Source organism: Enterobacter sp. 3U4 (assembly GCF_057224565.1).
This window is the reverse complement of sequence record NZ_CP136665.1, coordinates 3,106,210-3,126,180: the sequence shown is the minus strand read 5'-3', so window position 1 is coordinate 3,126,180 and position 19,971 is coordinate 3,106,210. Positions and strand designations below refer to the sequence as shown.

The following is a 19,971-nucleotide window of genomic DNA, read 5'->3' as shown; positions in this document are numbered from 1 at the left end:
ATCGAGATTGAGAAACATGAAAAAAACCACATTAGCAATGAGTGCACTGGCTCTGAGTTTAGGTTTAGCGCTGTCTCCTCTGACTGCTACTGCAGCCGAGACCGCGTCGTCGGCAGCAACCGCGCAGCAGATGCCAAGCCTGGCACCGATGCTCGAAAAAGTGATGCCATCGGTGGTGAGTATTAACGTTGAAGGCAGTACGACCGTCAATACGCCGCGTATGCCGCGTAACTTCCAGCAGTTCTTCGGCGACAACTCGCCGTTCTGCCAGGATGGTTCGCCATTCCAGAGCTCTCCGTTCTGTCAGGGCGGCGGTGCCGGAGATGACAGCCAGGGCGGTGGCCAGCAGCAGAAATTTATGGCGCTTGGCTCGGGGGTGATTATTGATGCGGCGAAAGGCTATGTCGTCACTAACAACCACGTTGTCGATAACGCTAACAGCATTAAGGTTCAGCTGAGCGATGGCCGTAAGTTCGACGCCAAAGTGGTGGGTAAAGACCCGCGCTCCGACATCGCGCTGATCCAGATTCAGGATCCGAAAAACCTGACGGCGATTAAAATTGCCGACTCCGACGCGCTGCGCGTGGGTGATTATACCGTGGCGATCGGTAACCCGTTTGGTCTGGGTGAAACCGTGACCTCGGGTATCGTCTCTGCGCTGGGCCGTAGCGGCCTCAACGCTGAGAACTATGAAAACTTCATCCAGACGGATGCGGCGATCAACCGCGGTAACTCCGGCGGTGCGCTGGTGAACCTTAACGGTGAGCTGATCGGTATCAACACCGCGATCCTTGCGCCAGACGGCGGCAACATCGGTATCGGTTTTGCTATCCCGAGTAACATGGTGAAAAACCTGACCGCGCAGATGGTGCAGTATGGCCAGGTGAAACGCGGCGAGCTGGGTATCCTCGGTACGGAGCTGAACTCCGAACTGGCTAAGGCGATGAAAGTTGACGCCCAGCGCGGGGCATTCGTCAGCCAGGTGATGCCGAATTCCTCTGCGGCGAAAGCGGGCATTAAAGCAGGGGATGTGATCACCTCCCTGAACGGTAAGCCGATCAGCAGCTTTGCCGCCCTGCGTGCCGAAGTGGGCTCAATGCCGATTGGCAGCAAAGTGACCCTCGGCCTGCTGCGCGACGGTAAGCCGGTTAACGTGAGCCTGGAGCTGCAGCAGAGCAGCCAGAATCAGGTGGATTCCAGCACCATCTTCAGCGGTATTGAAGGTGCCGAGATGAGCAATAAAGGCGCAGACAAAGGCGTGGTGGTGAATAACGTGAAAGCGAATTCACCGGCAGCCCGTATCGGCCTGAAAAAAGGTGATGTGATCATGGGCGCTAACCAGCAGCCGGTGAAAAATATCGCTGAACTGCGCAAAATTCTCGACAGCAAGCCTTCCGTGCTGGCGCTGAATATCCAGCGTGGTGATACCTCTCTTTATCTGCTGATGCAATAATCCTCAGAAGCCCCTGTTCGCAGGGGCTTTCTCGTTTCTGTGATACTTGCCACAACTCCATACTTCTCCCTCTCTCTTTGTGCATCTGCACAATGCGGCCGTCGCTGAACTTCCCTATGCTTGAGCTCTGCTCACGGGAGGATTCTATGGCTGGCTGGCATCTTGATACCAAAATGGCGCAGGACATCGTGGCGCGCACAATGCGCATCATTGATACCAATATCAACGTGATGGATGCCCGCGGGCGCATTATCGGCAGCGGCGATCGCGAGCGTATTGGGGAATTGCACGAAGGTGCGCTGCTGGTGCTTTCCCAGGGGCGTGTCGTGGATATCGACGATGCGGTAGCGAAACACCTGCACGGCGTACGCCAGGGAATCAATTTACCGCTGCGTCTTGAAGGTGAGATTGTTGGGGTCATCGGGCTCACCGGTGAGCCCGAGTCACTGCGAAAATACGGTGAGCTGGTCTGCATGACGGCGGAGATGATGCTGGAGCAGTCGCGCCTGATGCACCTGCTCGCTCAGGACAGCCGCCTGCGTGAAGAGCTGGTGATGAACCTTATTCAGGCGGAAGAGCATACGCCTGCGCTCAGTGAATGGGCGCAGCGTCTGGGGATCGATCTCAACCAGCCGCGCGTGGTGGCGGTGATTGAGGTTGATAGCGGTCAGCTTGGCGTAGACAGCGCGATGGCCGAACTGCAGCAGCTGCAAAATGCGCTGGCGACGCCGGAGCGCGATAACCTGGTGGCGATTGTTTCTCTGACGGAAATGGTGGTGCTCAAACCGGCGCTTAATGCGTTTGGCCGCTGGGATGCGGAAGATCATCGTCGTCGCGTAGAGCAGCTGATCTCCCGAATGAAGGAGAATGGTCAGCTGCGTTTTCGCGTTGCGCTGGGCAACTACTTTACCGGGCCGGGCAGTATCGCCCGCTCCTGGCGTACCGCGCGCACCACCATGATGGTGGGCAAGCAGCGGATGCCGGAGAGCCGCAGTTATTTCTATCAGGATCTGATGCTGCCGGTGCTGCTCGACAGCCTGCGCGGGGGCTGGCAGGCCAACGAGCTGGCGCGGCCGTTAGCGCGCCTGAAAGCCATGGATAACAACGGCCTGCTGCGCCGGACGCTGCAGGCATGGTTCCGCCATAACGTGCAGCCGCTGGCGACCTCGAAGGCGCTGTTTATTCACCGTAATACTCTGGAGTATCGGTTAAATCGGATTTCGGAGCTGACGGGGCTGGATCTGGGGAATTTCGATGACAGGCTGCTGCTGTATGTGGCGCTTCAGCTGGACGAGCAGAGATGATGCTGTTTGCCGGGTGGCGGCTTCGCCTTACCCGGCCTACATGCTGAGTGCGGTCTGGTGCCCTCACCCCATCCTCTCCCACGGGGAGAGGGCGCAAACATTAAAAACGGCAATCAAGGATTGCCGTTTTGCTTTTATTTCCGCGTTAATTTCTCAAGATCCGCTTCAATCTCGCTGATCTTGTTAGTTACGACGCTTTCAAGGTGACGCAGATCGTCAAGGATCTTACGCTTGAGATCGACTTCGGTGCGGTCGCGCTGGCAGATCTGATCGAGTTCATCGATCACATAGCGCAGGTTAGGGCTGATTTCCTGTACTTCTTTGTATCCCTGTCCTACACCGTCAGCAACAACGGTCTTACGCTGGCGTGGATATTTAAACTTCACGCTTTTGGCGAAAAACTCTCCTTTGTCCTTGTGAAAATAGATTTTCAGAATATCGTTATTGGCTTCCTGACGGAGGCTGTAACGATCAATTTCATCAGGATTGGTAATGCCCAGACTTTTCAGATTATCGTACATAGCGGTACCCTTGATCTCAACATAACCTTTGAATAATTAACGAAAAAATCTATTTTCGCCACCCTCAGATATAAAAAAAGCGGGGTTGCCCCCGCTTTTTGTTATACCCGATTAATCGATGGTGCGCAGCAACTCGTTGATGCCCACTTTACCGCGCGTTTTCGCATCCACTTTCTTCACGATAACCGCACAGTAGAGGCTGTATTTGCCATCTTTGGACGGCAGGTTGCCGGAAACAACCACGGAGCCCGCCGGAACGCGACCGTAGTGAACTTCGCCGGTTTCACGGTCGTAAATACGGGTGCTCTGACCGATGTAAACGCCCATGGAGATCACGGAGCCTTCTTCAACGATCACGCCTTCAACCACTTCAGAGCGCGCGCCGATGAAGCAGTTGTCTTCGATGATGGTCGGGTTAGCCTGCAGCGGTTCCAGAACACCACCGATGCCCACGCCGCCGGACAGGTGAACGTTTTTACCGATCTGCGCGCAGGAACCGACGGTCGCCCAGGTGTCAACCATCGTGCCTTCGTCAACGTAGGCACCGATGTTCACGTAGGATGGCATCAGCACGGTATTGCGTGCGATGAAGGCGCCCTGACGCACTGCCGCAGGCGGTACCACGCGGAAACCTTCTTTCTGGAAACGCGCTTCGTCGTAGTCAGCGAATTTCATTGGCACTTTATCGAAGTAGCGGCTTTCTGCTCCGTCGATAACCTGGTTATCGTTGATGCGGAAAGAGAGCAGCACGGCTTTCTTCAGCCATTGATGAGTGACCCACTGACCGTCGATTTTTTCTGCAACGCGCAGCGCGCCGGAATCCAGAAGGGAAATCACCTGGTTTACCGCTTCACGGGTCACGGTATCCACATTTGCCGGAGTAATCTCGGCGCGACGCTCAAAAGCGGACTCAATAACGTTCTGTAACTGCTGCATTGTTTACTCTTTCCATTTCACTAAAAAACATATCACCCTTTATCGTTTGGATTGAGGGCTGCTGTCAACCGTTGTTGCACTTCAAGCTGCAGGTCATTATTAAGGGCACGCCGGTCCGCTGTCGCGATTATAAATAAATCTTCTACTCGCTCGCCAATCGTTGTAATTCGGGCTCCGTGGAGCGAAATTCCCAGATCGGCAAAAACCTGGCCGACGCGGGCGAGCAGCCCCGGCTGGTCGAGCGCGATCAGCTCCAGGAACGATTTACGGTCGGTGTGGGTCGGCAGGAAATTGACTTCGGTATCGACGGTAAAGTGGCGCAATTTCGCCGGCTGGCGACGCGGCTGCGGGGGCTGCCAGCTGCGCTGGGTAATCGCCTGCTCAAGACCAAAACGTATCCCTTCATGCCTGTCCGAAGAGAGCGGGCTGCCGTCCGGCTCCAGCACGATAAAGGTGTCCATCGCCATGCCGTCGCGGGTAGTGAAAATCTGCGCGTCGTGAACGCTCAGGTTTCGCCTGTCCAGCTCGGCGCAGACCGCAGCAAACAGATAAGGGCGGTCCGGGCTCCAGATGAAAATCTCCGTTCCGCCTCGGGTGGCCTGAGGGCTTAGCAGGATCATCGGCTGGGACAGATCGTGCTTCAGCAGATGCCGCGCGTGCCAGGCAAGCTGGTTTGGGCTGTGGCGGACAAAATAGTTGGCACGGCAGCGGGCCCAAATCTGATGCAGTGCCTCTTCATCAATGTTATCCATCCGCAGCAGCGCCAGCGCCTGCAGCTGGTGATGGCGCACGCGTTCGCGCATGTCCGGGGTGTTTTGCATCCCGCGACGCAGCTGTTTTTCGGTAGCGAAGTACAGCTCGCGCAGCAGGCTCTGCTTCCAGCTGTTCCACAGGGTCTCGTTGGTGGCGCAGATATCGGCCACCGTCAGGCAGACCAGATAGCGCAGACGGTTTTCCGTCTGAACCTCTTCCGCGAACTGCTTGATCACTTCCGGATCCTGAATGTCACGACGCTGTGCGGTGACCGACATCAGCAGGTGATGGCGCACCAGCCAGGCCACCAGCTGCGTTTCACGCGAGTTCAGGCCGTGCAGTTCGGCAAATTTCAGCACGTCCTGCGCGCCGAGCACAGAGTGGTCGCCGCCGCGGCCTTTGGCGATATCGTGGAACAGGGCGGCGATCAGGATCAGTTCCGGATGGGTCAGGCGCGGCCACAGCTCGACGCACAGCGGGTGGCGGGACCGCGTCTCTTCTTTCGCAAAGCTTTCCAGCTTGAGCATCACGCGGATCGTGTGTTCATCCACCGTGTAGGCGTGGAACAGATCGAACTGCATCTGTCCGACAATGTGCGACCACTGCGGCATATAGGCCCACAGCACGCTATGGCGGTGCATCGGCAGCAGGCCGCGGCTGACGGCGCCCGGGTGGCGGAGCATGCTCAGGAACAGCGAGCGCGCTTCCGGGATATAGCACAGCGGCTGCGTCAGATGACGGCGCGCATGGCGCAGATGGCGCAGGGTGGTGGAGTAGATCCCGGTGATGGTGCTGTTGCGCACCATGGTATAGAACATCCGCAGAATTGCTTCCGGCTCGCGGATGAACAGCGTTTCGTCGCGCAGATCGATAAGCGTGCCGCGCAGCTGGAATTCGTCATCAATCGGGCGCGGCTTTTCGTCGGCCGTCAGGGCCAGAATGGCCTCGTCGAACAGCTGCAGCAGCATCTGGTTCAGCTCGGTCACCCGGCGGGTGACGCGGAAGAAATCTTTCATCATCTGCTCAACCGGCTCGTTGCCTTCGCCCTGGTAATTCAGGCGCTGAGCCACGCTGAGCTGACGGTCAAACAGCAAACGGTTATCGTAGCGGGTGACTTCCAGATGCAGGGCAAAGCGGATGCGCCAGAGCAGGTGCAGGCACTCGTTTAGCTCGTTACGCTCCGCCTCGGTTAAGAAACCGAAGCCAACCATCTCGTCCAGCGAGGTGGCGCCAAAATGGCGGCGGGCGACCCACTGTAAAGTGTGGATGTCGCGCAGGCCGCCGGGGCTGCTTTTGATATCGGGCTCAAGATTATAGCTGGTGCCGTGGTAGCGCTGGTGGCGCTGGTTTTGCTCCTCGACCTTTGCGGCGAAGAACTTTTCTGACGGCCAGAAGCCGTCGCTGAAAATGTGCTTTTGCAGCTCCAGAAACAGGGCGACGTCGCCAATCAGCAGGCGGGTTTCAATCAGGTTGGTGGCGACGGTCAGGTCCGATAACCCTTCCAGCAGACACTCTTCCAGGGTGCGCACGCTGTGGCCGACCTCCAGCTTCACGTCCCAGAGCAGCGTCAGCAGTTCGCCAATTTTTTGCGCCTGTTCGTCCGGCAGCTTTTTGCGGCTTAAGATCAGCAGATCGATATCGGAAAGCGGATGCAGCTCTCCGCGGCCATAGCCCCCGACGGCAACCAGCGCAACATCGCTGATTTGCCCAAACCCGTAATCGATCCACAGACGCTGCAGCAGCTGGTCAATAAATTCGGTGCGCGCTTCAATGAGCTGCTCGGCCGACACGCCCGCGTCGAACGCGCTGCCCAGCCAGCGATGGAAAACATCCATATGGGCTTTAATATGCGCGCAGGTCAGCTCGTGCGACGGCCAGACGCCCGGGTTATCGGGCTGGTCGGGGAGGGTGGGAAGTGCTGTGTTAGCATACTGTTCGGGTAAAAGATTACTCATCGTGCGCCACCCATAAGAAAAAGCTATAGCCATTAAAAAAGCCGGCATTTGCCGGCTTTTTTATCATTCGTCGTGCGTCAGTATCGCCGGGATGGTGTCATCCTTGCGCAACGTCATAATTTCGCAGCCGTTGTCTGTTACCACAATAGTATGCTCGTACTGCGCAGACAAGCTTCTGTCTTTGGTTTTCACGGTCCAGCCGTCTTTCATGGTACGGATGCGGTAGTCACCCGCGTTGACCATCGGCTCAATGGTAAAGGTCATGCCTTTTTGCAGCACTACGCCGCCGTCATCTGCATCATAGTGCAGGACCTGCGGTTCTTCATGGAAGACGCGACCAATGCCGTGACCGCAGTACTCGCGCACCACGGAGAAACCTTCTGCTTCCACAAACTTCTGGATTGCCGCACCGATGGTACGCAGGCGAATACCCGGTTTAACCATTTTCAGCGCCAGGTAGAGGCTCTCTTGCGTCACTTTGCACAGACGCTCGCCAAGAATAGTCGGCTTGCCAACGATGAACATTTTTGAGGTGTCACCGTGGTACTCGTCTTTAATGACGGTCACGTCGATGTTAACGATGTCGCCATCTTTCAGCAGTTTTTCATCGTCCGGGATGCCGTGGCACACCACTTCATTAATAGAGATGCAGACGGATTTCGGGAAACCGTGATAGCCGAGACAGGCGGAAACCGCGTGCTGCTCGTTCACGATATAGTCGTTACAGATACGGTCCAGTTCACCGGTGCTGACGCCCGGCTTCACGAACGGCTCGATCATTTCCAGCACTTCCGCGGCCAGACGACCGGCGACGCGCATCTTTTCAATTTCTTCAGGTGTCTTAATAGAGATAGCCATGTAATCTGTCCATCGGTGTCGATTTTTTCGACAATACTAGTCTAAGTGTCGTCAATGGTATCAGTCAGGCACGCTCCGTGCCAAATTGAGAATCATTAACAGCACACTCCGCCAACAACTGTTGGTTTCTGGTCGTGTTTTGTGGTATAAAGCGCGCCGGACTTCCGATCCATCTCAGATACACAGGCTGGACGGAAGCGACAAATCTCACTTTGTGTAACAACACACACGTATCGGCACATATTCCGGGGTGCCCTTCGGGGTCGGTAATATGGGATACGTGGAGGCATAACCCCAACTTTCAATATAGAGGTTTTAAACATGGCAACTGTTTCCATGCGCGACATGCTCAAGGCTGGTGTTCACTTTGGTCACCAGACCCGTTACTGGAACCCGAAAATGAAGCCTTTCATCTTCGGCGCGCGTAACAAAGTTCACATCATCAACCTTGAGAAAACTGTACCAATGTTCAACGAAGCCCTGGCTGAGCTGAACAAGATCTCTTCCCGTAAAGGTAAGATTCTGTTCGTTGGTACTAAGCGCGCTGCAAGCGAAGCTGTGAAAGATGCTGCTAACAGCTGCGACCAGTTCTTCGTGAACCATCGCTGGTTGGGCGGCATGCTGACCAACTGGAAAACTGTTCGTCAGTCCATCAAGCGCCTGAAAGATCTGGAAACCCAGTCTCAGGACGGTACTTTCGACAAGCTGACTAAGAAAGAAGCGCTGATGCGCACTCGTGAACTGGACAAGCTGGAAAACAGCCTGGGCGGTATCAAAGATATGGGCGGCCTGCCAGACGCGCTGTTCGTAATCGATGCAGACCACGAGCACATCGCAATCAAAGAAGCTAACAACCTGGGTATCCCGGTATTCGCTATCGTTGATACCAACTCCGATCCGGACGGTGTTGACTTCGTTATCCCGGGTAACGACGACGCAATCCGTGCTGTTAGCCTGTACCTGAGCGCTGTAGCTGCTACCGTTCGTGAAGGCCGTTCCCAGGATCTGGCTTCTCAGGCGGAAGAAAGCTTCGTAGAAGCTGAATAATAAGGTTTTACCCCTTATTAGTACCGTGTATGAATAGGGGCCCATTACCGGCCCCTTTTTTCAATTTACACTGTTTGGCCCCCGGCCGGGCAGTTCACATCTCCCGAGGATTTAAGAATGGCTGAAATTACCGCATCCCTGGTAAAAGAGCTGCGCGAGCGTACTGGCGCAGGCATGATGGATTGCAAAAAAGCGCTGACTGAAGCGAACGGCGACATCGAGCTGGCAATCGAAAACATGCGTAAATCCGGTGCGATCAAAGCAGCTAAAAAAGCAGGCAACGTTGCTGCTGACGGCGTGATCATCACTAAGATCGACGGCAACTACGGCATCATTCTGGAAGTTAACTGCCAGACTGACTTCGTTGCTAAAGATGGTGGTTTCCAGGCATTTGCTAACAAAGTTCTGGACGCAGCTGTTGCTGGTAAAATCACTGACGTTGAAGTTCTGAAAGCACAGTTCGAAGAAGAACGTGTTGCGCTGGTTGCTAAAATCGGTGAGAACATCAATATCCGTCGCGTATCTTCTCTGGAAGGCGACGTTCTGGGCTCTTACCAGCACGGTGCACGTATCGGTGTTCTGGTTGCGGCTAAAGGCGCTGACGAAGAGCTGGTTAAACAGCTGGCTATGCACATCGCTGCAAGCAAACCAGAATTCGTTAAGCCAGAAGACGTGTCTGCTGAAGTGGTAGAGAAAGAGTACCAGGTTCAGCTGGACATCGCGATGCAGTCTGGTAAGCCAAAAGAAATCGCAGAGAAAATGGTTGAAGGCCGCATGAAGAAATTCACCGGCGAAGTTTCTCTGACTGGCCAGCCATTCGTAATGGACCCAAGCAAGTCTGTTGCTCAGCTGCTGAAAGAGCACAACGCTGACGTAACTGGCTTCATCCGCTTCGAAGTGGGCGAAGGCATCGAGAAAGTTGAGACTGACTTCGCAGCAGAAGTTGCTGCAATGTCCAAGCAGTCTTAATGATTGAAAAGGAGCCGCCTGAGGGCGGCTTCTTTTTGTCACCCGTCACAGGAAATCAGACAGGCTCCAGTATCGCTGTGCTGATTTGCGGCATATCATGTCGCCAGAATTAACCCCCATCTTAATCGTTGACAGTCTCAGGAAAGAAACATGGCTACCAATGCAAAACCCGTGTACAAACGCATTCTGCTTAAGCTGAGTGGCGAAGCGCTGCAGGGATCGGAAGGCTTCGGTATTGACGCAAGCATCCTTGATCGCATGGCACAGGAAATCAAAGAACTGGTCGAACTGGGTATCCAGGTTGGCGTGGTCATTGGCGGTGGCAACCTTTTCCGTGGTGCTGGTCTGGCGAAAGCGGGGATGAACCGCGTAGTGGGCGACCACATGGGTATGCTGGCAACCGTCATGAATGGCCTGGCAATGCGTGATGCACTGCATCGCGCCTATGTGAATGCCCGCCTGATGTCCGCGATTCCGCTGAATGGCGTTTGCGATAATTACAGCTGGGCAGAAGCCATCAGCCTGCTGCGCAATAACCGCGTGGTGATCCTCTCCGCCGGTACGGGTAACCCGTTCTTTACGACCGATTCCGCCGCCTGCCTGCGCGGTATCGAGATCGAAGCCGATGTGGTACTGAAAGCGACCAAAGTAGACGGCGTGTTTACTGCCGACCCGGCAAAAGATCCTTCTGCAACCATGTACGATCAGCTGAGCTACAGCGAAGTGCTGGATAAAGAGCTGAAAGTGATGGATCTTGCCGCCTTCACGCTGGCTCGCGACCACAAACTGCCGATCCGTGTCTTCAACATGAATAAACCTGGCGCACTGCGTCGCGTGGTCATGGGCGAAAAAGAAGGCACTTTGATCACGGAATAATTTCCGTTGACGATAAATACAGGTAAGATTCCGCTTTATTTTGTAGTGGTATCTTACCCGGGCGCGCCTTTGGCGTTGTCATGAATTAAACGCGACTATACTTAGCACACCTGTAGCGCTGTGCTGGCGGATAGTCTGCCTGAGACAAGTTTTCAAGGATTCGTAACGTGATTAACGACATCAGAAAAGATGCTGAAGTACGCATGGAAAAATGCGTAGAAGCGTTCAAAACCCAAATCAGCAAAATCCGTACTGGCCGTGCTTCCCCAAGCCTGCTGGATGGCATCATCGTAGAATACTACGGTACGCCAACCCCTCTGCGTCAGCTGGCGAGCGTCACGGTAGAAGATACCCGTACGCTGAAAATCAACGTGTTCGATCGTTCTATGAGCCCGGCCGTTGAGAAAGCGATCATGGCCTCTGACCTCGGACTGAACCCAAGCTCTGCGGGTTCTGACATCCGCGTTCCACTGCCTCCACTGACGGAAGAGCGTCGTAAAGATCTGATCAAAGTCGTTCGTGGCGAAGCTGAGCAGGGTCGTGTATCCGTGCGTAACGTCCGTCGCGACGCGAACGATAAAGTAAAAGCGCTGCTGAAAGAAAAAGAGATCAGTGAAGATGACGATCGTCGTTCTCAGGACGACATTCAGAAAATGACCGACGCTGCCATCAAGAAAATTGATGCGGCGCTGGCAGATAAAGAAGCGGAACTGATGCAGTTCTGATTTCTGTCGTACACTGATAAACGCCGTTCAGAGGGACTTCGGGTCTTGCTGGCGGCGTTTTGCTTTTATCTGGTCTAACTTTTTTCGGGCATCTCATGAAGCATTTAACACTCCTCGGCTCAACCGGCTCTATCGGTTGCAGCACTCTCGACGTTGTTCGCCATAATCCTGAACTTTACACCGTGACAGCGCTGGTGGCCGGTAAGAATGTGCAGCGAATGGTTGAGCAGTGCCTGGAGTTTGCGCCCCGCTATGCGGTGATGGATGACGAAGAGAGCGCACGCTTGCTGAAAGCACAGCTGCGTGAAAAGGGCAGCCGAACCGAGGTGTTGAGTGGCCAACAGGCGGCATGCCAGATGGCGGCACTGGATGAGGTGGATCAGGTGATGGCGGCTATCGTCGGTGCGGCAGGATTATTGCCCACGCTTGCCGCGATTGATGCCGGCAAGGACGTTCTGCTGGCCAATAAAGAGTCGCTGGTCACCTGTGGACGCCTGTTTATGGATGCGGTGAAGCAGCGCGGAGCGCGTCTTTTGCCGGTCGACAGCGAGCACAACGCGATTTTTCAGAGTTTACCGCAACCTTTTCAACAGAACCTGGGGTACGCTGACCTGGAGCAGAATGGCGTGGTGTCTATTCTGCTTACCGGGTCTGGTGGCCCGTTCCGTGAAACGCCACTGTCTGAACTGCGCGCCATGACGCCGGATCAGGCGTGCCGTCATCCGAACTGGTCGATGGGGCGTAAAATCTCCGTTGACTCTGCCACCATGATGAACAAAGGTCTGGAATACATTGAAGCGCGCTGGCTGTTTAATGCGTCAGCGAAACAGATGGAAGTACTGATTCACCCGCAATCGGTGATTCACTCGATGGTGCGTTATCAGGATGGCAGCGTGTTGGCACAGCTGGGCGAGCCGGACATGCGTACGCCGATTGCCCATTCCATGGCGTGGCCAAATCGAGTGAAGTCCGGCGTGAAGCCGCTTGATTTCTGCAAGCTAAGTTCCCTGACGTTCAGTGAACCAGACTATGACCGCTATCCTTGTCTGAAGCTTGCGATGAATGCCTTTGACCAGGGGCAGGCGGCGACAACGGCACTTAATGCAGCCAATGAAATTACCGTTGAGGCATTTCTGAATCAGCAAATTCGTTTTACCGATATCGCGTCGTTAAATTTATCGGTACTGGAGATGATGGATTTGCGCGAACCACAAAGCGTGGAAGAGGTGCTGGCGGTGGATGCAGCTGCGCGTAATATTGCGCGCCAACAGGTGACACGTCTCGCAAGCTGGTGATAAAGCAAGCACTAGTCGTCGTGCTATTTGTTAGCGTTGGGCTTCAGTGATATAGTCTGCGCCACCTGATCGCAGGTATTTGACTTAATGTGGTCAGGTGAGCCGTGGTTTGACACGGCTTTTTTATGTATAGGCTTCAGTATTCCTGAGTACCGTTAAATCCTTTTCAGGGACAAAAAACGCGTTATGTTGTCTGCGAATCAACCAATAAGCGAAAATTTGCCAGCTCATGGCTGCCGTCATGTAGCAATCATTATGGATGGCAATGGCCGCTGGGCGAAAAGACAAGGGAAGATACGAGCCTTTGGGCATAAAGCAGGGGCGAAATCCGTTCGTCGCGCCGTTTCTTTTGCCGCCAACAACGGCATTGATGCGTTAACGCTCTATGCTTTTAGCAGTGAAAACTGGAATCGACCTCTGCAGGAAGTGACTGCGTTGATGGAATTGTTTGTGTGGGCGCTAGACAGCGAAGTAAAAAGCCTGCACCGCCACAACGTCCGCCTGCGTATCATTGGCGATACCAGTCGTTTTAACTCACGCTTGCAGGAACGGATTCGCAAAGCAGAAGCGCTGACGGAAAATAATACCGGTCTGACGCTGAATATTGCGGCGAATTACGGCGGGCGCTGGGATATTATCCAGGGCGTTCGGCATCTGGCCGAACAGGTTCAGGAAGGGCTGTTGAGACCCGACCAAATTGATGAAGAGGCGCTGAGCAAGCAAATCTGCATGAATGAACAGGCGCCTGTGGATTTGGTAATTAGGACAGGGGGGGAGCATCGCATAAGTAACTTTTTGATATGGCAAATTGCCTATGCCGAACTTTACTTTACGGATGTTCTTTGGCCCGATTTTGATGAACAAGACTTTGAAGGTGCGCTGCATGCCTTTGCCAATCGAGAGCGTCGTTTCGGCGGCACCGAGCCTGGTGGCGACAAAGCCTGATGGGGGTAGCTTTTGCTGAAGTATCGCCTGATTTCCGCTTTTGTATTAATACCCATTGTCATTGCGGCGCTGTTTTTACTGCCCCCGGTGGGATTCGCTATTGTCACGCTGGTGGTGTGCATGCTCGCCGCGTGGGAATGGGGACAGTTTAGCGGCTTTACCTCGCGCACTCAGCGAGTATGGCTTGCGGTACTTTGTGGCTTTATCCTGGCCATAATGCTGTTTACGTTGCCTGAATATCACCATGATATTCATCAGCCCCTGGTTGCCGGTTCCTTGTGGATATCGTTGGCCTGGTGGGTTGCCGCGCTGTTGCTGGTTCTTTTTTATCCAGGCTCCGCGGCATTATGGCGTAATTCAAAAGTGCTGCGACTGATTTTTGGCTTGCTCACAATTATTCCTTTTTTCTGGGGTATGGTTGCGCTGCGAGCCTGGCACTATGACGAAAACCACTACAGCGGTGCGATCTGGCTGCTTTATGTGATGATTCTGGTCTGGGGAGCTGACTCCGGGGCCTATATGTTTGGTAAACTGTTTGGCAAACATAAGCTGGCACCGAAGGTTTCTCCGGGCAAAACCTGGCAAGGATTCATCGGCGGCCTGTTTACGGCAGCGATCATCTCCTGGGGCTACGGCGTCTGGGCGAATCTTGAAGTGGCACCGTCAATACTGCTGGTGTGCTCGATTTTTGCTGCGCTTGCCTCCGTGCTCGGTGATTTAACCGAAAGTATGTTTAAGCGTGAAGCAGGGATTAAGGACAGCGGACACCTGATTCCAGGGCACGGCGGTATACTGGATCGCATTGATAGCCTGACAGCGGCTGTTCCAGTGTTTGCGTGTTTGCTTTTACTGGTATTCGGGACGATTTAACGGAAGGTTTTATGCTGAGCATTCTCTGGAATCTGGCGGCGTTCATTGTTGCACTGGGTGTACTGATTACCGTGCATGAATTTGGCCATTTCTGGGTTGCTCGCCGCTGTGGCGTGCGCGTAGAGCGATTTTCCATCGGTTTTGGCAAATCACTCTGGACGCGCACCGATCGCCACGGCACGGAATTTGTCATCGCCCTTATCCCGCTGGGCGGCTACGTCAAAATGCTCGACGAACGCGTCGAGCCTGTCGCGCCTGAGCTGCGACACAGTGCATTCAACAATAAAACCGTTGGACAACGCGCCGCCATCATTGCTGCCGGACCGGTAGCCAACTTCATCTTTGCGATTTTCGCTTACTGGCTGGTGTTCATCATCGGCGTTCCTGGCGTGCGTCCGGTGGTGGGAGAAATTGCTCCCAACTCCATCGCCGCGAGTGCACAAATTACATCCGGGATGGAACTTAAAGCGATTGATGGCATCGAAACCCCTGATTGGGATGCCGTGCGACTGCAGCTGGTCGCCAAAATTGGCGATCCGCAGACCACCATCAGCGTATCGCCGTTTGGTTCAGATACGCGTCAGGACAAAGTCCTCGATTTACGTCACTGGCGTTTCGAGCCGGACAAAGAGGATCCCGTCGCTGCGCTGGGCATTCGTCCACGCGGCGCGCAGATCGAGCCGGTATTAGCCGAAGTCCAGGCCAACTCGGCGGCGAGCAAAGCGGGTTTGCAAGCGGGCGACAGGATCGTTAAAGTCGATGGTCAACCATTAACAGAGTGGATGACCTTTGTTACTCTGGTGCGCGATAATCCGGGAACGTCTCTCGCGCTGGAAGTTGAAAGGCAAGGCAGTCCGCTTTCGCTGACGCTGATCCCGGATACGAAGTCGGTCGGCAAGAAGGCAGAAGGGTTTGCAGGCGTAGTGCCAAAAGTGATCCCGCTGCCAGATGAGTACAAGACAATACGCCAGTATGGGCCGTTCAGCGCCATCCTTGAAGCCACGGATAAAACATGGCAACTGATGAAGCTGACGGTCAACATGTTGGGGAAATTGATAACCGGTGATGTGAAACTGAACAACCTCAGTGGGCCAATTTCGATTGCTCAGGGGGCTGGGATGTCAGCGGAATTCGGGGTGATTTACTATCTCATGTTCCTCGCGCTCATTAGCGTGAACCTTGGGATAATCAACCTGTTCCCGCTTCCCGTTTTAGACGGGGGTCATCTGCTGTTTTTAGCGATTGAAAAGCTAAAAGGCGGACCGGTATCCGAGCGAGTTCAAGACTTTAGTTATCGCATTGGCTCGATTTTGCTGGTGCTGTTAATGGGGCTTGCACTTTTCAATGATTTCTCTCGGTTGTAAGAGAGTGTTAGGAAGAACGCATAATAACGATGGCGATGAAAAAGTTGCTCATAGCGTCGCTGCTGTTTAGCAGCGCCACCGTATACGGTGCTGACGGGTTCGTAGTGAAAGACATTCATTTCGAAGGCCTCCAGCGTGTCGCCGTTGGTGCGGCCCTCCTCAGTATGCCTGTACGCCCCGGCGATACGGTTAATGATGATGATATCAGTAACACCATCCGTGCTCTGTTTGCCACCGGCAACTTTGAGGACGTTCGCGTCCTGCGCGATGGTGATACGCTGCTGGTACAGGTAAAAGAACGTCCAACGATTGCCAGTATCACTTTCTCCGGTAACAAATCGGTGAAAGATGACATGCTCAAGCAGAACCTTGAAGCATCGGGTGTTCGTGTGGGTGAATCTCTGGACCGCACAACCCTTTCAGACATTGAAAAAGGTCTGGAAGACTTCTACTACAGCGTCGGTAAATACAGCGCCAGCGTGAAAGCGGTTGTCACTCCGCTGCCACGTAACCGTGTTGACCTGAAGCTGGTCTTCCAGGAAGGTGTTTCTGCGAAGATCCAGCAGATCAACATTGTCGGCAACCACGCGTTCAGCACCGACGAACTGATCTCCACCTTCCAGCTGCGCGATGAAGTGCCGTGGTGGAACGTGGTGGGCGATCGCAAATACCAGAAACAGAAACTGGCGGGTGACCTTGAAACCCTGCGCAGCTACTATCTCGATCGTGGCTATGCGCGTTTCAACATCGACTCGACTCAGGTCAGTCTGACTCCGGACAAGAAAGGCATCTACATTACGGTTAACATCACTGAAGGCGAGCAGTACAAGCTTTCAGGTGTTGAAGTGAGTGGTAACCTGGCGGGGCATTCTGCTGAAATCGAATCGCTGACCAAAATTCAGCCGGGTGACCTGTATAGCGGTTCCAAAGTAACCAAAATGGAAGACAGCATTAAGAAGCTGCTCGGCCGCTACGGTTATGCCTATCCGCGCGTACAGACTCAGCCGGAAATCAACGATGCGGATAAAACCGTTAAGCTGCACGTAAATGTTGATGCGGGCAACCGTTTCTACGTGCGTAAGATCCGCTTCGTCGGTAACGACACTTCCAAAGACTCCGTTCTGCGTCGCGAAATGCGTCAGATGGAAGGCGCATGGTTGGGTAGCGACCTCGTTGATCAGGGTAAAGAGCGTCTGAACCGTCTGGGCTATTTTGAAACGGTGGATACCGATACGCAGCGCGTACCGGGCAGCCCGGATCAGGTTGATGTTGTTTATAAAGTGAAAGAGCGCAACACCGGTAGCTTCAACTTCGGTGTGGGCTACGGTACTGAAAGCGGCGTTAGCTTCCAGGTCGGCGTGCAGCAGGATAACTGGCTGGGTACGGGTTACTCTGTCGGTATTAACGGCACCAAAAACGACTACCAGACCTACTCTGAGTTCTCTGTGACTAACCCATACTTCACCGTAGACGGTGTAAGCCTGGGCGGTCGTATCTTCTATAACGACTTTAAAGCAGACGACGCGGACCTGTCTTCTTACACCAACAAGAGTTACGGTGTGGACGGTACGCTTGGCTTCCCGGTCAACGAATACAACACCCTGCGTGCGGGCTTAGGTTACGTGCATAACGACCTGTCCAACATGCAGCCGCAGGTGGCGATGTGGCGTTATCTGGACTCGATTGGTCAGTCAACCAGCAAAAATGGCCATGACAATGGCTTCGCGGCGGATGACTTCACCTTCAACTACGGCTGGACCTATAACCGTCTCGACCGTGGTTACTTCCCAACGGAAGGTTCTCGCGTCAACCTGAACGGTAAAGTGACCGTGCCGGGTTCCGATAACGAGTTCTATAAGGTCACGCTGGATACCGCGTCCTACTTCCCGATCGATGACGATCATAAGTGGGTGGTTCTGGGTCGTACCCGTTGGGGCTATGGCGATGGTCTGGGTGGCAAAGAACTGCCGTTCTATGAAAACTTCTATGCGGGTGGCTCAAGCACCGTTCGTGGCTTCCAGTCCAACAACATTGGTCCGAAAGCGGTTTACTACGGCGGGAACGACAAAGATAACTGTAATAAGTCTTCCTCTTCCGAAGTCTGTAGCTCTGATGACGCGGTGGGCGGTAACGCCATGGCCGTTGCCAGCCTGGAGTTCATCACGCCAACGCCGTTTATCAGTGATAAATACGCGAACTCGGTCCGTACGTCCTTCTTCTGGGATGCCGGTACCGTGTGGGATACCAACTGGCAGAATACTGCCCAGATGCGCGCAGAAGGCATTCCTGACTACAGCGATCCGAGCAATATTCGCATGTCTGCCGGTATCGCATTACAATGGATGTCACCGCTGGGGCCGTTGGTCTTCTCTTACGCCCAGCCGTTTAAGAAATATGATGGAGATAAGTCGGAGCAATTCCAGTTTAACATTGGTAAAACCTGGTAATAATCCGCTGCAAAGGAATGCGTTGGCAGTGTAGCGCTGACAACTGGCGATCGGTAACACGGTCGCCTTGCCACGCAAAGAACGGTACCTTCTGGTGCCAATGGGATGGTAAGGAGTTAATTGTGAAAAAGTGGTTATTAGCTGCAGGTCTCGGTTTAGCGATGGCAACTTCTGCTCAGGCAGCAGACAAAATTGCAATCGTCAACATGGGTAATTTGTTCCAGCAGGTTGCACAGAAAACAGGTGTTTCTGCGACTCTGGAAAACGAATTCAAAGGCCGTGCAAGCGAACTGCAGGGTATGGAAAACGATCTTCAGTCCAAAATGCAGCGTCTGCAGCGTGATGGTTCTACCATGAAAGCAAGCGACCGCAGCAAGCTGGAAAAAGACGTAATGGCTCAGCGCCAGACGTTCTCCCAGAAAGCGCAGGCTTTCGAGCAGGATCGTCAGCGTCGTTCTAACGAAGAACGCGGCAAGCTGGTAACTCGCATTCAGACCGCTGTTAAAGCAGTGGCTGCCGATCAGAGTATCGATCTGGTTGTAGATGCGAACGCCGTTGCTTATAACAGCAAAGATGTTAAAGACATCACTGCTGATGTTCTGAAACAGGTTAAATAAGTAATGCCTTCAATTCGACTGGCTGATTTAGCTCAGCAGTTGGATGCAGAATTACACGGTGATGGCGATATCGTCATCACCGCTGTTGCGTCCATGCAATCTGCTAAAGCTGGCACGATTACCTTCATGGTAAGCCCTAAGTACCGTGAGCAACTGGCTCAATGCCAGGCGTCAGCTGTTGTACTGACGCAGGACGATCTTCCATTTGCCACTGTAAGCGCGCTGGTAGTGAAAAACCCCTACCTGACGTATGCACGCATGGCTCAAATTCTTGATACCACGCCGCAGCCGGCCCAGAACATTGCTGCCAGTGCAGCGATTGATGCGACGGCCAGGCTTGGCAACAACGTCGCCGTTGGCGCGAATGCGGTTATCGAATCCGGCGTTGTGCTGGGCGATAACGTCGTCATTGGCCCGGGTTGTTTCGTTGGGAAAAATACGAAAATCGGCGCCGGGACCCGTTTATGGGCCAACGTGTCCGTTTATCATGACGTTGAAATTGGCGAAAATTGCCTCGTCCAGTCCAGCACTGTGATTGGTTCTGACGGCTTTGGTTACGCTAACGATCGCGGTAACTGGGTTAAGATCCCGCAGCTTGGTCGCGTTATTATTGGCGATCGCGTGGAGATCGGCGCCTGTACCACCATTGACCGTGGCGCGCTTGACGACACGATCATTGGCAATGGTGTTATCATCGATAACCAGTGCCAGATTGCGCATAACGTTGTGATTGGCGACAATACCGCGGTTGCGGGTGGCGTCATCATGGCAGGCAGTCTGAAAATTGGCCGTTATTGCATGATTGGCGGCGCGAGCGTGATTAATGGCCATATGGAAATATGCGACAAGGTCACCGTGACGGGAATGGGCATGGTAATGCGTCCTATCACTGAACCTGGCGTCTATTCTTCAGGCATTCCGCTACAACCCAACAAGGTATGGCGTAAAACAGCAGCTCTGGTGATGAACATTGATGATATGAGCAAGCGCCTCAAGTCCCTTGAGCGTAAGATCGATCAACAAGATTAAGCGTCAT

Annotated in this window: 17 protein-coding genes; 13 read left to right on the top strand and 4 right to left on the bottom strand. The window is 53.9% G+C overall.

Annotation, left to right across the window (positions count from 1 at the left end):
- Positions 1-16 precede the first annotated feature (16 nt).
- Both degP and cdaR read left to right on the top strand, forming a co-directional pair.
- Positions 17-1,453 carry a serine endoprotease DegP gene (gene degP / locus RVY89_RS15040; protein ID WP_024907518.1) on the top strand — a complete coding sequence of 479 codons (1,437 nt, stop codon included), beginning with the start codon at positions 17-19 and terminating at the stop codon, positions 1,451-1,453.
- Between the two features lie 146 nt (positions 1,454-1,599).
- A complete protein-coding gene (gene cdaR, locus RVY89_RS15035; protein ID WP_252002977.1) occupies positions 1,600-2,757 on the top strand; it encodes a DNA-binding transcriptional regulator CdaR in 1,158 nt (385 codons plus the stop codon).
- A 134-nt stretch (positions 2,758-2,891) separates the two neighbouring features.
- Here the strand turns inward: cdaR and RVY89_RS15030 are convergent, their stop codons facing one another.
- The 4 genes from RVY89_RS15030 to map form a co-directional block, all read right to left on the bottom strand.
- Positions 2,892-3,278, bottom strand: coding sequence for a DUF3461 family protein (locus RVY89_RS15030; RefSeq protein ID WP_014168696.1), 387 nt, complete (start codon positions 3,276-3,278; stop codon positions 2,892-2,894).
- Between the two features lie 111 nt (positions 3,279-3,389).
- Positions 3,390-4,214, bottom strand: coding sequence for a 2,3,4,5-tetrahydropyridine-2,6-dicarboxylate N-succinyltransferase (dapD, locus tag RVY89_RS15025; protein ID WP_008501915.1), 825 nt, complete (start codon positions 4,212-4,214; stop codon positions 3,390-3,392).
- A 32-nt stretch (positions 4,215-4,246) separates the two neighbouring features.
- Positions 4,247-6,922, bottom strand: a complete 2,676-nt coding sequence (gene glnD, locus RVY89_RS15020) for a bifunctional uridylyltransferase/uridylyl-removing protein GlnD (RefSeq protein ID WP_484825754.1) — start codon at positions 6,920-6,922, stop codon at positions 4,247-4,249.
- A gap of 63 nt (positions 6,923-6,985) precedes the next feature.
- A complete protein-coding gene (gene map, locus RVY89_RS15015) occupies positions 6,986-7,780 on the bottom strand; it encodes a type I methionyl aminopeptidase (RefSeq protein ID WP_023310454.1) in 795 nt (264 codons plus the stop codon).
- A 321-nt stretch (positions 7,781-8,101) separates the two neighbouring features.
- On the opposite strand from map, the gene rpsB reads away from it, so the two are divergent.
- From rpsB to lpxD, 11 genes are all read left to right on the top strand, one after another.
- Positions 8,102-8,827: a 30S ribosomal protein S2 gene (gene rpsB, locus RVY89_RS15010; protein WP_003856207.1), complete on the top strand. Its 726-nt coding sequence runs from the start codon at positions 8,102-8,104 to the stop codon at positions 8,825-8,827.
- Between the two features lie 117 nt (positions 8,828-8,944).
- Complete coding sequence (gene tsf / locus RVY89_RS15005) at positions 8,945-9,796, top strand: translation elongation factor Ts (protein ID WP_014882627.1); 852 nt, start codon at positions 8,945-8,947, stop codon at positions 9,794-9,796.
- Positions 9,797-9,946: 150 nt separating this feature from the next.
- Entirely contained in the window at positions 9,947-10,672 is a 726-nt protein-coding gene (pyrH, locus tag RVY89_RS15000; RefSeq protein WP_008501910.1) for a UMP kinase, read from the top strand.
- Positions 10,673-10,839: 167 nt separating this feature from the next.
- Positions 10,840-11,397: a ribosome recycling factor gene (frr, locus tag RVY89_RS14995; RefSeq protein WP_014882629.1), complete on the top strand. Its 558-nt coding sequence runs from the start codon at positions 10,840-10,842 to the stop codon at positions 11,395-11,397.
- A 95-nt stretch (positions 11,398-11,492) separates the two neighbouring features.
- On the top strand, positions 11,493-12,692 hold the full coding sequence (ispC, locus tag RVY89_RS14990; protein ID WP_484825752.1) for a 1-deoxy-D-xylulose-5-phosphate reductoisomerase: 1,200 nt from the start codon (positions 11,493-11,495) through the stop codon (positions 12,690-12,692).
- Positions 12,693-12,878: 186 nt separating this feature from the next.
- On the top strand, positions 12,879-13,637 hold the full coding sequence (ispU, locus tag RVY89_RS14985) for a (2E,6E)-farnesyl-diphosphate-specific ditrans,polycis-undecaprenyl-diphosphate synthase (RefSeq protein WP_024907522.1): 759 nt from the start codon (positions 12,879-12,881) through the stop codon (positions 13,635-13,637).
- 12 nt (positions 13,638-13,649) lie between these two features.
- Entirely contained in the window at positions 13,650-14,507 is an 858-nt protein-coding gene (gene cdsA / locus RVY89_RS14980; RefSeq protein ID WP_023310457.1) for a phosphatidate cytidylyltransferase, read from the top strand.
- Positions 14,508-14,518: 11 nt separating this feature from the next.
- The gene (gene rseP, locus RVY89_RS14975) at positions 14,519-15,871 is read left to right on the top strand and encodes a sigma E protease regulator RseP (RefSeq protein ID WP_023310458.1); all 1,353 of its coding nucleotides are present in this window, start codon (positions 14,519-14,521) and stop codon (positions 15,869-15,871) included.
- Between the two features lie 29 nt (positions 15,872-15,900).
- A complete protein-coding gene (gene bamA, locus RVY89_RS14970; RefSeq protein WP_371899234.1) occupies positions 15,901-18,318 on the top strand; it encodes an outer membrane protein assembly factor BamA in 2,418 nt (805 codons plus the stop codon).
- 122 nt (positions 18,319-18,440) lie between these two features.
- Positions 18,441-18,935 (top strand): molecular chaperone Skp, encoded by a 495-nt coding sequence (gene skp / locus RVY89_RS14965; protein ID WP_032644135.1) that lies wholly within the window; start codon positions 18,441-18,443, stop codon positions 18,933-18,935.
- A 3-nt stretch (positions 18,936-18,938) separates the two neighbouring features.
- Positions 18,939-19,964 (top strand): UDP-3-O-(3-hydroxymyristoyl)glucosamine N-acyltransferase, encoded by a 1,026-nt coding sequence (gene lpxD, locus RVY89_RS14960; RefSeq protein ID WP_032644136.1) that lies wholly within the window; start codon positions 18,939-18,941, stop codon positions 19,962-19,964.
- Positions 19,965-19,971: the final 7 nt, after the last annotated feature.

Bases quoted from the DNA above. Each gene is read 5' to 3' on its own strand.
- degP (WP_024907518.1), top strand. From the start codon at position 17: ATGAAAAAAACCACATTAGCAATGAGTGCACTGGCTCTGAGTTTAGGT.
- cdaR (WP_252002977.1), top strand. From the start codon at position 1,600: ATGGCTGGCTGGCATCTTGATACCAAAATGGCGCAGGACATCGTGGCG.
- RVY89_RS15030 (WP_014168696.1), bottom strand. From the start codon at position 3,278: ATGTACGATAATCTGAAAAGTCTGGGCATTACCAATCCTGATGAAATT.
- dapD (WP_008501915.1), bottom strand. From the start codon at position 4,214: ATGCAGCAGTTACAGAACGTTATTGAGTCCGCTTTTGAGCGTCGCGCC.
- glnD (WP_484825754.1), bottom strand. From the start codon at position 6,922: ATGAGTAATCTTTTACCCGAACAGTATGCTAACACAGCACTTCCCACC.
- map (WP_023310454.1), bottom strand. From the start codon at position 7,780: ATGGCTATCTCTATTAAGACACCTGAAGAAATTGAAAAGATGCGCGTC.
- rpsB (WP_003856207.1), top strand. From the start codon at position 8,102: ATGGCAACTGTTTCCATGCGCGACATGCTCAAGGCTGGTGTTCACTTT.
- tsf (WP_014882627.1), top strand. From the start codon at position 8,945: ATGGCTGAAATTACCGCATCCCTGGTAAAAGAGCTGCGCGAGCGTACT.
- pyrH (WP_008501910.1), top strand. From the start codon at position 9,947: ATGGCTACCAATGCAAAACCCGTGTACAAACGCATTCTGCTTAAGCTG.
- ispC (WP_484825752.1), top strand. From the start codon at position 11,493: ATGAAGCATTTAACACTCCTCGGCTCAACCGGCTCTATCGGTTGCAGC.
- ispU (WP_024907522.1), top strand. From the start codon at position 12,879: ATGTTGTCTGCGAATCAACCAATAAGCGAAAATTTGCCAGCTCATGGC.
- rseP (WP_023310458.1), top strand. From the start codon at position 14,519: ATGCTGAGCATTCTCTGGAATCTGGCGGCGTTCATTGTTGCACTGGGT.
- bamA (WP_371899234.1), top strand. From the start codon at position 15,901: ATGGCGATGAAAAAGTTGCTCATAGCGTCGCTGCTGTTTAGCAGCGCC.
- lpxD (WP_032644136.1), top strand. From the start codon at position 18,939: ATGCCTTCAATTCGACTGGCTGATTTAGCTCAGCAGTTGGATGCAGAA.